Raw genomic sequence first — 12,496 nt, forward strand, 5'->3', positions numbered from 1 at the left:
GTCGTGCATCGCGCTCGGCGCGCTCGCTCGGGCCGGTGCCGCGCTGCGGATTCCGTGTTCCGGGAGGAAAAATCTGCTAACAATGCACCCGGCACGGCGTCCCCTGGCTACGCCATAATGCGCGCCGAGATCAGAGGAGTTATCCATGAGCAGCACCGCAACCAACGCTGAAGGCGAAAAGATTCTCATCGTCGACGATGACCCGGGTCTGAGCAGCCTGCTGGAGCGCTTCTTCACCAGCAAGGGCTACCGTGCGCGCGCCGTCCCCAACGTGGAGCAGATGGACCGTCTGCTGGCCCGTGAAGTCTTCAATCTGATCGTGCTCGACCTGATGCTGCCGGGCGAGGATGGCCTCTCCGCCTGCCGTCGCCTGCGCGCGGGCAACAACCAGATCCCGATCATCATGCTCACCGCCAAGGGCGACGAGCTCAGCCGGATCAAGGGCCTGGAGCTGGGGGCCGACGACTACCTGGCCAAACCGTTCAACCCCGACGAACTGGTCGCCCGGGTCAAGGCCGTGCTGCGCCGTCAGGCCACCAGCGTGCCGGGCGCACCGGGCAGCGAGGACGAGACGGTCACCTTCGGGGACTACGCGCTGTCGCTGGCCACCCGCGAGCTGAAGAAGGGTGACGAGGTGCACATGCTCACCACCGGCGAGTTCGCGGTGCTCAAGGCCCTGGTCATGCACGCACGTGAACCGCTGACCCGCGACAAGCTGATGAACCTGGCGCGGGGTCGCGAATGGGACGCGCTGGAACGCTCCATCGACGTGCAGATCTCGCGACTGCGCCGCATGATCGAGCCGGACCCGTCCAAGCCGCGCTACATCCAGACGGTCTGGGGTGTCGGCTATGTGTTCGTGCCGGACGGAAACGCCAGCAAATGACGGCCAGCTCTTCGGCTGGCTGTGCCGCGACAGGGCGGGCCCACGGGTTCGCCCTGTTTTCGTCTGGGCCGTCCAAGACGATCCTGCCGGCTCGTTCACCCTCGCACCTTGGTAGCCGTTCCCGATGAAGACCCCCGTGTGGTTCCCGCAAAGCTTCTTCGCCCGCACCTTGTGGCTGGTGCTGATCGTGGTGCTGTTCTCCAAGGCCCTGACCCTGGTCTACCTGCTGATGAACGAAGACGTGCTCGTCGATCGTCAGTACAGCCATGGTGTGGCGCTGACCCTGCGTGCCTACTGGGCCGCCGATGAGGAGAACCGCGACAAGATCGCCGAGGCCGCAGGCCTGATCCGCGTCACCGGCGCCGGTGTGCCCGAAGGTGAGCAGCACTGGCCCTACAGCGAGATCTACCAGCGCCAGATGCAGGCCGAGCTGGGCGAGGACACCGAGGTGCGTCTGCGCATCCACGCGCCGCCCGCGCTCTGGGTCAATGCTCCCAGCCTGGGGCCGGGCTGGCTGAAAGTGCCGTTGTATCCGCACCCCCTGCGCGGGCAGAAGATCTGGAACGTGCTGGGCTGGTTCCTGGCCATCGGCCTGCTCTCCACCGCCTCGGCCTGGATCTTCGTGCGCCAGCTCAACCAGCCGCTCAAGCGCCTGGTGTTCGCCGCGCGCCAGTTGGGGCAGGGGCGCAGCGTGCGCCTGCCGATCAGCGACACGCCCAGTGAAATGACCGAGGTGTACCGCTCGTTCAACCAGATGGCCGAGGACGTCGAGCAGGCCGCACGCGAACGCGAACTGATGCTGGCCGGTGTTTCCCACGACCTGCGCACGCCGCTGACACGCTTGCGGCTGTCGTTGTCCCTGCTGCCGACCGAAGGCGAGCTGACCGACGACATGGTGCGTGACATCGAGGACATGGATGCCATCCTCGACCAGTTCCTGGCCTTCATCCGTGACGGTCGCGACGAGCCTGTCGAGGAGGTCGACCTGGTGAGCCTGGTGCACGAGGTGGTGGCGCCGTTCAATCAGCCGGAGGAGCGCGTGCGGCTGTGCCTGGAGCCCATTCCACCCTTCCCGCTGCGCCGGGTCTCGGTCAAGCGCATGCTGACCAACTTGGTGGGCAATGCCCTGTATCACGCGGGCGAGGCAGTGGAAGTCGCCGCGTCCGTGTCCGGGGATCAGAGCGCGCCCTACGTGGTGCTGAGCGTGCTCGACCGGGGCGCGGGCATCGATCCGTCGGAGCTGGAGACCATCTTCAACCCGTTCATCCGCGGGGACCGGGCACGCAGCGGCAAGGGCACCGGGCTGGGTCTGGCCATCGTCAAGCGCATTGCCGCACAGCATGGCGGCAACGTCGAACTGCGCAATCGCTCTGGCGGGGGCATCGAGGCCCGTGTGCGCCTGCCGTTGGGGTTGCTGCTGCCACGCGATGCGGTCTGAGCCGCCGTCCTGAGTCGGATCCTGCCGGGCGCGATGCCCGGCAGGGGCGACGGGGTCAGCCCTTGCCCTTGGTACGGGTCTGGTTCGGCCCGCCGTGTTTTTCCAGGTGTTCGATGATCATCCCGGCGACGTCCTTGCTGGTGGTGACCTCGATGCCTTCCAGCCCTGGGGACGAGTTGACCTCCATGACCAGCGGCCCGTGGTTGGAGCGCAGGATGTCCACGCCGGCGACGCTCAGGCCCATGACCTTGGCGGCGCGGATGGCGGTCATGCGCTCCTCGGGCGTGATCTTGATCAGGCTGGCGACGCCGCCGCGGTGCAGGTTGGAGCGAAACTCGCCAGGCTTGGCCTGACGCTTCATCGAGGCGATGACCTTGTCGCCCACCACGAAGCAGCGGATGTCGGCGCCGCCGGCTTCCTTGATGTACTCCTGCACCATGATGTTCTGCTTGAGGCCCATGAAGGCCTCGATCACCGATTCGGCTGCCTTGGTGGTTTCGCACAGCACCACGCCGATCCCCTGGGTGCCTTCCAGGACCTTGATCACCAACGGCGCGCCGTTGACCATCTGGATGAGGTCCGGAATGTCGTCGGGGGAGTGGGCGAAGCCGGTGATCGGCAGGCCGATGCCCCGTCGGGACAACAGCTGCAGCGAACGCAGCTTGTCCCGCGAGCGGGCGATGGCCACCGATTCGTTGAGCGGGAACACGCCCATCATCTCGAACTGGCGCAACACCGCGCAGCCGTAGAAGGTCACCGAGGCCCCGATGCGCGGGATCACGGCGTCGAAGCCTTCCAGCGGTTTGCCCCGGTAGTGGATCTGCGGCTTGTGGCTGGCGATGTTCATGTAGGCGCGCAGGGTGTCGATCACCACCATTTCATGGCCGCGTTGAGTACCGGCTTCGACCAGGCGGCGGGTTGAATACAGACGCGGGTTACGCGAAAGCACAGCGATCTTCATGCAGCACCTGTGGCTGGAATGGTTGAAACCGGAAAGGCCGGTTTATCCTGGACGTACTTCAGACCCGGGTTGACCACCAGTTGACCCTGGACCAGCGCCCTGGAGCCTAGCAGCAGGCGGTAGCGCATGGTCTTGCGACAGGTCAGCGTGAACTCGACGTCCCAGACCCGATCGCCCAATGCCAGGGGCGTGCGGATCACGTAGCGATACTGGGCGTGGCCATTGGAGCTCTTGATGGTCTTCATGGTCACCAGGGGCGCTTCGCAGCGGCGATGCCGCAGCTGCACGATCGAACCGAGGTGGGCAGTGAATCTGACCCACGGCTGACCGTCTCGTTCGAACGGCTCGATGTCCGTCGCATGCAAGGCGGACGTGCTGGCTCCGGTGTCGACCTTGGCACGCAAGCCGGCCAGGCCGAGCAGGGGCAGGGCCACCCACTCGCGCAGGCCGATCACACTCAGGTGGTCAAATGTTTTCACGACTGCATCACCCTGCGAATTCAGGTGGGCACTGTACTGCACGGCAGGGCGTTTTTGCATCCGCCACCGACAGTAGTACAGTTCTGTGACAGACAGCATTCGAGGAAGCGAGATGGCGCAAAAGTCGGAAGAAGACGACAAGGTCCGTCTGGACAAATGGCTATGGGCCGCACGGTTCTACAAGACCCGCGCCCTGGCCAAGGCGGCGATCGAAAGCGGCAAGGTGCATTGTCGGGGCGAGCGCTGCAAGCCGGGCAAGGAACCACGGGTCGGTGATCACTTCGTGCTGCGCACCGGCTTCGACGAGCGCACCATCGTGGTCAAGGCGCTCTCCGTGGTGCGCCGGGGGGCGCCGGAGGCCCAGACGCTGTACGAGGAGACCGAGGACAGCATCCGGCGTCGGCAGCAGGCGGCGGACCTGCGCAAGGCCGGGGCGCTCGGTGTCACCACCGAGGGGCGCCCGACCAAGAAGCAGCGCCGGCAGATCCATCAGCTGCAGGGTAGCCATGACTGAGGCGACGGGGCGCTAAGGCGCCCCGGTCATCAACGTGGCGCCTTGACCACGCTCAGGCACTTGACCAGCGGCACTCGCGCCAGCAGCGCGAACAGCCCGGACGTCCAGCGCAGCAGGGCCGCGCTGGCCTTGGCTGCCAAGGGCGTATAGCAGCTCCAGCCCAGGGCCAGGATCGCCATCAGCAGGCCACCGATGTAGTCGTCCTGGCCCCAGTGGGCACCGGCGACCAGGCGCGGCAGCATGAACAGCACGGCCAGGCCCCAGACCACCAGGTACTGCCCGATGCGACGGCTGAACAGGCTCATGAACAGTGCCCAGATCAGCAGCACGGAGGCATGATCGCCCGGGAAACTCTGGCCGGAGCGGTCCTTGAGTTCCCAGCGCGCTTCCAGGTGCGGGTAGAAGTCGCTTAGGCGCACGGCATCGGGCAGCACCATCGACGGGCTCTCGTGTTGCCAGCCCATCGCGTCGGTCCACTTGGAAAACAGCGCACGAATCACCACTAACAGGATCAGCGTGACCAGAAAGCCGAAGAAGGCTTCGCGGACCTGGCAGGCCCTGAACACCCAATTGCCCTTGATCAGCAGGCCCAGCAGGATCAACCCCACGACGATGTCGAACGGGCGCAGGCTGCCGACCGCCCAGATCGACCGCCACACCACATGGTCGGTCAGCGGCGTATTGAGGCTGTGGAACAGCCATTCGTCGAATGCGGTGCACAACATCTGGCCAAGTGGCCATAACCAGAAACACAGTAGAGCGATGGGCAGCACGGTACAGGCTGCCAATGGCCCCCAGGACCACTTGGCTTGGAACAGTGGCCGATTGTCCATAAGATACCTTCCATTACACGCAGGGATTCAAGACGCCACGAGGGCGCCAAAACGGGCTCGTCATCGAGCTGCAAACATTTTGTCATTATTTTCAGATACCCAGAACTCATGCACGATATTCCCGAGACCGATTTCACCCAACGTTTCATCTTCGATGACCGCGATGTGCGCGGCGAGTGGGTGCAACTGGACCGCAGCTACGCCGAAGTGCTGGCCCGTCACCCGTATCCGCGCCCGGTGGCCCTGCTGCTTGGCGAACTCATGGCCGCTGCCGCGCTGCTGGTGGGGACGCTGAAGTTCGACGGCATCATGACCCTGCAGGCGCGTTCGTCGGGGCCGGTCCCTTTGCTGATGGTCGAGTGCTCCAGCGAGCGCGACATCCGCGGCATGGCCCGTTACGAAGCCGAGCAGATCGCCGACGACGCCACCTTGCACCAACTGATGCCTTCGGGCGACCTGACCTTCACCATCGACCCGGTCAAGGGCCAGCGTTATCAGGGGATCGTCGACCTGGACGGTACCGACCTGTCGCAGTGCTTCACCAACTACTTCGTGCAGTCGCAGCAGGTGAACACCCGCTTCTGGCTCGACGCCAACGGTGAGCACGCCCGCGGCCTGCTGCTGCAGCAGTTGCCGGTCGACCGTGAACGCGACGAGGACGACCGCGCGGCCAGCTGGCAGCACGTGACGACCCTGGCCGCGACCCTGTCGCACGAAGAGCTTCTGACGCTCGACAACCAGACCCTGCTGCACCGCCTGTACCACGACGAGGCCGTACGCCTGTTCGATACCCACCCGCTGCGCTTTCGCTGCAGCTGCTCCCGCGAGCGTTCCGGCAATGCCCTGATCAGCCTGGGCGAAGCCGATGCACTGGCCCTGGTGCACGAAATGAACAACCGCGTCGAGGTCGATTGCCAGTTCTGCAACGAGCGCTATGTCTTCGATGAAGCCGACATTCGCCAACTGTTTGCAGGGGGCGGGACAGAAGCGCCGTCAGAAACTCGTCACTGAAACGTTTAATCTCAGGGGATTCTCCTGTCATGCAGCGCTAAGCGGCTGTTCTGACAGGAGGGGTCTACTTTTTTTGGGCGTTTCTGGCATAATCCGGCCACTTTTTTTCGCTGTAGTAGTTTGGAACAGACGACTACAAAACGTTTGGAACACTCGGCCGCAGGCCTGATAGGGTATTCTCATGACGCAAGCCAACAACACCGTGTACACCGACCTGAATGTCGATGATCTGGTAAAAGAAGCGCTGTCTCGCGGTGAAGGGGAGTTGGCTGACACGGGTGCGCTGGTGGTGCAAACCGGCCACCGTACCGGGCGTTCGCCAGCCGATCGTTTCATCGTCGACGAGCCGAGCACCACCGAGGCCATCGCCTGGGGCCCGATCAACCGCAAGTTCCCGGCCGACAAGTTCGATGCCCTGTGGGACCGCGTGGAAACCTTCAACGCTGCCCAGGATCACTTCGTTTCCTACGTTCACGTAGGGGCTGCCGACGCGCACTACCTGCCCGTGCGCATGACCACCCAGACGGCCTGGCAGAACCTGTTCGGCCGCTGCCTGTTCATCAACCCGGCCCAGTACAACCCGGCCGGTCGTGACGAGTGGCAGATCCTCAACGTGGCCAACTTCGAGTGCGTACCCGAGCGTGACGGCACCCACTCCGATGGTTGCGTGATCATCAACTTCGCCCAGAAGAAGGTGCTGATCGCAGGCATGCGCTACGCCGGCGAAATGAAGAAAGCCATGTTCTCGGTGCAGAACTTCCTGCTGCCGGCGGCCGACGTGCTGCCGATGCACTGCGCTGCCAACATCGGCGAAGACGGCGACGTCACCCTGTTCTTCGGCCTGTCCGGCACCGGCAAGACCACCCTGTCGGCCGACGAAAGCCGCTACCTGATCGGTGACGACGAGCACGGCTGGGGCGAAGGCGTGGTGTTCAACATGGAAGGCGGTTGCTATGCCAAGTGCATCGACCTGTCCGAGAAGAACGAGCCGGTCATCTGGAAAGCCATCAAGCACGGTGCGGTGCTGGAAAACGTCATCATCGATGACGCCAAGCACGCCGACTACACCGACGTCAGCCTGACTCAGAACAGCCGTGCCGCCTACCCGCTCGAGCACGTTGCCAAGCGCTCCGACGCCAACCTGGGCGGCGAGCCGAACGCAGTCATCTTCCTGACCTGCGACCTGACCGGCGTACTGCCTCCGGTGTCGATCCTGAACAACGAGCAGGCGGCCTACCACTTCCTGTCCGGCTACACCGCCTTGGTCGGTTCCACCGAGATGGGGTCGGGCAGCGGCATCAAGTCGACCTTCTCCACCTGCTTCGGCGCGCCGTTCTTCCCGCGCCCGGCCGGTGAGTACGCCGAGCTGCTGATCAAGCGTATCAATGGCTTCGGGTCCAAGGTCTACCTGGTCAACACCGGCTGGACCGGTGGTGGCTACGGCGTCGGCAAGCGTTTCAACATCCCGACCACCCGTGCCGTGATCGCCGCCATCCAGAGCGGCGCGCTGATCGGTGCCGAGACCGAGCACCTGGACATCATCAATCTGGACGTGCCGAAGGCCGTGCCTGGCGTCGAGACCAACCTGCTCAACCCACGCAACACCTGGGCTGATCCGGCTGCCTACGACGAGGCCGCCAAAGGCCTGGCGAAGCTGTTCATCGAGAACTTCAAGAAGTTCGAAGTTTCCGAGGCCATCGCGGCAGCGGGTCCACAGCTGTAAGAGGCTGGTGACTGCCCGACGGCTCAGTCACTGAGACCGTTGGGTTGAAGCACTCAGGGCCGCCAGGCGGCCCATTGCTGGCAAGCCAGCTCCTACAAGGCACGCAATGGAGCCACGTGCCTTGTGGGAGCTGGCTTGCCAGCGATTTGGCTGCGCAGCAGCCACCCGGACACCCTCTGACCAATAGGTCGCCCTCCATGATCGATGCTCCCTCCCGTACCGATTGCGGTTACTTCCACACCCTCACCAGCCGTTACCAGGACAACGACGCCAATGGCTTCCTGTCGAGCGCAGCCGTGCACGCCTGTTTCGAGTCCGCCGTGCAGGCATTCTTGTTGCAACGGGCCGGGCTCGACCTGCGTGAGGGTGCGTTGGCGGCCTTCGTCATCCACACCTCGGCGGACTTCCTGGCGCTGCCCGGTTTCCCCGACGACCTCGAAGTGGGGCTGGGCATCCTGGGCGCCAGTGGAAGCACCGTGGAATATCGGCTCGTGCTGTTTCGCCGGGGCGACGATCAGGCCTGTGCGACGGGCCGGTGGGTGCAGGTGTTCGTCGACCGCGCCAGTGGAGAGCCGGCGCGGTTGCCGGAAGGGCTGAGAGAAGCACTGCGGACCCTGTAGGCCGGGTGCAAGCCAGGGCCGGCTACAGGGGCGGGTAGGCCCGGCGTCGCCCTCAGCGGTGGCGCCAGTGACGCTTGTGCTTGCGGTGGCCGTAGTGATGGCCACGGTCGTAACGACGGTTGTCGTAGCCACGACGATCACGTCGATCGTCCTGATCGGCCTTGTTGCCCATGTAGTTGCCCAGGGCACCGCCTGCACCACCGCCTGCGGCGGCGCCGATCAGGCTGCCGGTGGTGCCACCTACGCTACGACCGACCACGTTGCCGCCTGCGGCGCCCAAGGCACCGCCGATGGCTGCTTCACCACGCTGACGCTTGTTGGCCCCAACGGCGCTGCCGGCAGCGCCACCCAGGCCTGCGCCGATGGCCGAACCGGTGCTGCCGCCAATCGACTGGCCCACGACGGAGCCGAGTACCCCACCCAATGCGCCACCAACGCCGGCTTCGGTGTTGCCACCCGCCATGACGGCACCACTGAACAGGCCAAAGGACAACAAAAGAATCGAGGAGTACTTCTTCATTGAGAAAGCCTCATGTAATTGACGAGGCGAATGTGAAGTGCGAAGTTGAAACTGGCAACCAAAAACCGACGAATAACCCGTTGCACTAACAGTTTGTCAGGTTATTGTTTTTGCACTGAAACTTTCTTTCCAAGTCCCGGTCTTAACGGGTTGCGCTTATTAAAACCCCCTCGAATGCGAGGGGGTTTTTAGTTCCCGCTTTACTTAAGTTTTACACAATACGCCCGGTGTCGCGAGGGGCTTCCAGGCGAATGGCCACGAACTTCGACGTGGGGGTGTGGCTGCCATCGCCGATACTGTCCAGCGGCACCAATGGGTTGACCTCAGGGTAGTACGCCGCTGCCTGACCCGCCGGAATGTCGAACGCCAGCAGCGTGAAGCCGTTGACGCGTCGCTCGATCTTGTCACCCCACAACGACACGATGTCCACCTTCTGCCCAGGCACGAAGCCCAGGCGCATGATGTCCGCCTCGTTGGCGAAGATCACGTCGCGCTGGCCGCGTACGCCGCGGTAACGGTCGTCCAGGCCATAGATGGTGGTGTTGTACTGGTCATGGGAGCGCATCGACTGCATGACCAGGTCCGGCACCTGGCCGCTGGCACGTACGCGTTCGTCGATCAGGGTGTCCGGCAGCAGGTTGGGCTTGAAGTTGGCCTTGCCGGTGGGGGTCTTCCACACTCGGGAGCCCGCCGTGTTGCCCAGGTAGAAACCGCCTGGCTCGAGCAGGCGCTCGTTGAAGCCGGCAAAGCCCGGGATGGTGTCGGCGATCAGCTCGCGGATGCGGTCATAGTCGGCCACGGCCCAGTGCCAGTCGATCGGGTGGTTGCCCAGGGTCGCTGCTGCGATCCCCGCCACCACGGCCGGTTCCGAACGCATGGCCTTGGACAGCGGCTGCAACTGGCCGTTGGATGCATGCACCATGCTGAAGGAGTCTTCCACGGTGACGGCCTGCGGGCCCTCGACCTGGCGGTCGATATCGGTCCGCCCCAGGCACGGCAGGATCAGCGCCTGCTTGCCGTGCACCAAGTGGCTGCGGTTGAGCTTGGTGCTGATCTGCACGGTCAGGTCGCAGTTGCGCAAGGCCTGGTGCGTGCGCGCGGTGTCCGGCGTCGCCTGGGCGAAGTTGCCGCCCAGGCCGATGAAGACCTTGGCGCGGCCGTCGAGCATGGCGTGGATCGCCTCGACCGTGTTGTGGCCGTTCTGACGCGGCACCGTGAAGCCGAAGCGACGCTCGATGTTGTCCAGCAGCACCACCGGCGGGCGCTCGTTGATGCCCATCGTACGGTCGCCCTGCACGTTGCTGTGGCCACGCACCGGGCACAGACCGGCGCCCGGCATGCCAAGGTTGCCGCGCAGCAGCATGACGTTGACGATTTCCTGGATGGTCGGCACCGAATGGCGATGCTGGGTGATGCCCATCGCCCAGCACATGATCACCCGCTTGCCCTTGCAGTACATGCGCGCGGCCTGTTCGACCTCGGCCAGGGACAGGCCCGACTGCGTTTCGATGTGCGCCCACGGCGTGGCGTCGACCGCCTCGAGGTAGGCGTCGATCCCATGGCCGTGCTCGGCGATGAAGGCATGGTCGAAGATCGCCGGCTCACCCTTGGCCTGCGCTTCGCGTTCCCATTGCAGCAGGAACTTGGCCATGCCGCGCAGCAGCGCCATGTCGCCGCCCAGGGCCGGGCGGAAGTAGGCGGTGTTGGTCGGGCGGTCGCTGTTGGTGAGCATCTCCAACGGGTTCTGCGGGTGCTGGAAGCGCTCCAGGCCACGCTCCTTGAGCGGATTGACCGAGACCACCTGGGCACCGCGCTTGACCGCGTCACGCAGCGGGTCGAGCATGCGCGGGTGGTTGGTGCCTGGGTTCTGACCCCAGACGAAGATCGCGTCGGCGTGCTCGAAGTCGTGGAAGGTCACCGTGCCCTTGCCCACACCGACGCTCTGGCCCAGCGCCACGCCACTGGCTTCGTGGCACATGTTCGAGCAGTCGGGGAAGTTGTTGGTGCCATAGGCGCGGACGAACAGCTGGTACAGGAACGCGGCCTCGTTGCTGGCCCGGCCCGAGGTATAGAACTCGGCCTGGTCGGGGCTGTCCAGCCCCTTGAGGTGCTGGGCGATCAGGGCGTAGGCACTGTCCCAGTCGATCGGCTGGTAGCGATCGGTCTGCGGGTCGTACACCATCGGATCGGTCAGGCGGCCTTGGTACTCCAGCCAGTAGTCGCTCTGCTCGAGCAGCGCGCTCACGCTGTGCTTGGCGAAGAACGCCGCGTCGACACGGCGCTTGGTGGCTTCCCAATTGACGGCCTTGGCGCCGTTCTCGCAGAACTTGACCATGCCGCTTTCGGGCGAGTCGCCCCAGGCGCAGCCCGGGCAGTCGAAGCCGCCGTTCTGGTTGGTCTTGAGCAGGGCGCGGATGTTCTTCAGCGCGTTGTCGCTGCCGACCCAGGCCTTGGCCACGCTGCGCAGCGCGCCCCAGCCGCCGGCCGGGCCGGCATAGGGCTTGTAGCGAGGGTTGGATTTGGTCTGGGGAAGTTGCTGATGGGTGGTCATGGCGATCACGGCTCCCTCACGGGGCTGAATACCCGCGGTGCACTGTGTTTGGGCAAATGAATGAGGTTGAGGTTGTGGCGGCGCGCCCACTGCGTGGCCAGGCCGGTCGGCGCGGACAGGCTGACCAGGGTCTGGATGCCGGCACGCAGGACCTTCTGGATCAGTTCCAGGCTGCAGCGGCTGGTCACGATCGCCAGGCCGCCGGCCGTGTCGATGCGCTGGCGCAGCAGGCCACCGATCACCTTGTCCAGGGCGTTGTGTCGGCCGATGTCTTCACGGCCCATCAGCAGGTCGCCCCGGGCGTCCATGAACAGGGCGGCATGCACGGCACCGCAGTCCTGGCCCAGGACCTGGAACGGTTCGATCCGCTGGCGCAGGCCCTGCAGCCAGGCCGCCGGGGGGAGCGGGGCGCCGGGCAGCGCGCTCAGCTCAGGCAGCGCCTGCTCCAGGGCCTCCACCCCGCACAAGCCACAGCCGCTGGTTCCCGCCAGTTGGCGGCGCTGGTCTTTCAAGGCCCAGAAGGCACGGCTGGAAATCTGCACGTCGGCGTGGAGTGCCGAGCCACTGCCTGAGAGCCTGAGGTCGTACACATCGGACAGGTCGGCGACGATGCCGCTGCCGACGCTGAACCCGACCACGAAGTCCTCGAGGTCGGTGGGGCTGACCAGCATGACCGCCTGGTTGAGGCCGTTGTAGGCGATGGCCAAGGCCACTTCCTCGGCAAGCGGTGTCGCCTCGGCGCAGGACGCGTCGAGGGGTTGGTAGTCGTAGGTGCTGCGAGCGGCAGGCAGGGCGAAGGACGTGGATGCCGCGCAGACCGGAAGTGTGCTGTTCATGGCAACGGATCACCGGCGGCGTTTATCACTCGATCAAGCGTATGCCTCTATGGACAACCCGTCTAATCGCTTGACTCGATACCGTGATAGACGCCGTCGATGGACGGCTGTCTGTCCGTTGCCG

Annotated in this window: 12 protein-coding genes; 6 read left to right on the forward strand and 6 right to left on the reverse strand. The window is 64.8% G+C overall.

Features of this window, described 5'->3' with window-relative positions; genetic code table 11:
* The first annotated feature begins 145 nt into the window (after positions 1 to 145).
* Positions 146 to 886 carry an osmolarity response regulator transcription factor OmpR gene (gene ompR, locus G7Z99_RS06260; RefSeq protein WP_181092711.1) on the forward strand — a complete coding sequence of 247 codons (741 nt, stop codon included), beginning with the start codon at positions 146 to 148 and terminating at the stop codon, positions 884 to 886.
* Between the two features lie 124 nt (positions 887 to 1,010).
* Entirely contained in the window at positions 1,011 to 2,324 is a 1,314-nt protein-coding gene (locus tag G7Z99_RS06265; protein ID WP_181092712.1) for an ATP-binding protein, read from the forward strand.
* A gap of 55 nt (positions 2,325 to 2,379) precedes the next feature.
* Here the strand turns inward: G7Z99_RS06265 and rimK are convergent, their stop codons facing one another.
* Positions 2,380 to 3,285, reverse strand: a complete 906-nt coding sequence (rimK, locus tag G7Z99_RS06270) for a 30S ribosomal protein S6--L-glutamate ligase (protein ID WP_181092713.1) — start codon at positions 3,283 to 3,285, stop codon at positions 2,380 to 2,382.
* The gene (gene rimB / locus G7Z99_RS06275; protein WP_181092714.1) at positions 3,282 to 3,764 is read right to left on the reverse strand and encodes a retropepsin-like aspartic endopeptidase RimB; all 483 of its coding nucleotides are present in this window, start codon (positions 3,762 to 3,764) and stop codon (positions 3,282 to 3,284) included. Before rimB ends, rimK begins: the two co-directional genes overlap by 4 nt.
* A gap of 112 nt (positions 3,765 to 3,876) precedes the next feature.
* Here rimB and G7Z99_RS06280 point away from each other — a divergent pair, with 112 nt between their 5' ends.
* Positions 3,877 to 4,278 carry an RNA-binding S4 domain-containing protein gene (locus G7Z99_RS06280; protein WP_181092715.1) on the forward strand — a complete coding sequence of 134 codons (402 nt, stop codon included), beginning with the start codon at positions 3,877 to 3,879 and terminating at the stop codon, positions 4,276 to 4,278.
* 29 nt (positions 4,279 to 4,307) lie between these two features.
* Here G7Z99_RS06280 and G7Z99_RS06285 read toward each other — a convergent pair whose 3' ends face one another.
* Positions 4,308 to 5,111: a phosphatase PAP2 family protein gene (locus G7Z99_RS06285; protein WP_181092716.1), complete on the reverse strand. Its 804-nt coding sequence runs from the start codon at positions 5,109 to 5,111 to the stop codon at positions 4,308 to 4,310.
* Between the two features lie 108 nt (positions 5,112 to 5,219).
* Between G7Z99_RS06285 and hslO the strand changes: the two genes are divergently transcribed.
* From hslO to G7Z99_RS06300, 3 genes are all read left to right on the forward strand, one after another.
* Positions 5,220 to 6,122, forward strand: coding sequence for an Hsp33 family molecular chaperone HslO (gene hslO, locus G7Z99_RS06290; RefSeq protein ID WP_181092717.1), 903 nt, complete (start codon positions 5,220 to 5,222; stop codon positions 6,120 to 6,122).
* Between the two features lie 181 nt (positions 6,123 to 6,303).
* Positions 6,304 to 7,845 carry a phosphoenolpyruvate carboxykinase gene (locus G7Z99_RS06295; protein WP_181092718.1) on the forward strand — a complete coding sequence of 514 codons (1,542 nt, stop codon included), beginning with the start codon at positions 6,304 to 6,306 and terminating at the stop codon, positions 7,843 to 7,845.
* 197 nt (positions 7,846 to 8,042) lie between these two features.
* The gene (locus G7Z99_RS06300; protein WP_181092719.1) at positions 8,043 to 8,465 is read left to right on the forward strand and encodes an acyl-CoA thioesterase; all 423 of its coding nucleotides are present in this window, start codon (positions 8,043 to 8,045) and stop codon (positions 8,463 to 8,465) included.
* 52 nt (positions 8,466 to 8,517) lie between these two features.
* Here the strand turns inward: G7Z99_RS06300 and G7Z99_RS06305 are convergent, their stop codons facing one another.
* From G7Z99_RS06305 to fdhD, 3 genes are all read right to left on the reverse strand, one after another.
* A complete protein-coding gene (locus G7Z99_RS06305; protein ID WP_181092720.1) occupies positions 8,518 to 8,985 on the reverse strand; it encodes a glycine zipper domain-containing protein in 468 nt (155 codons plus the stop codon).
* A gap of 211 nt (positions 8,986 to 9,196) precedes the next feature.
* The gene (locus G7Z99_RS06310) at positions 9,197 to 11,536 is read right to left on the reverse strand and encodes an FdhF/YdeP family oxidoreductase (RefSeq protein WP_181092721.1); all 2,340 of its coding nucleotides are present in this window, start codon (positions 11,534 to 11,536) and stop codon (positions 9,197 to 9,199) included.
* A 5-nt stretch (positions 11,537 to 11,541) separates the two neighbouring features.
* A complete protein-coding gene (gene fdhD / locus G7Z99_RS06315; RefSeq protein WP_181092722.1) occupies positions 11,542 to 12,372 on the reverse strand; it encodes a formate dehydrogenase accessory sulfurtransferase FdhD in 831 nt (276 codons plus the stop codon).
* Between the last annotated feature and the right edge of the window lie 124 nt (positions 12,373 to 12,496).

The organism is Pseudomonas entomophila (assembly GCF_013523165.1).
Classification (GTDB): Bacteria; Pseudomonadota; Gammaproteobacteria; order Pseudomonadales; family Pseudomonadaceae; genus Aquipseudomonas; species Aquipseudomonas entomophila_A.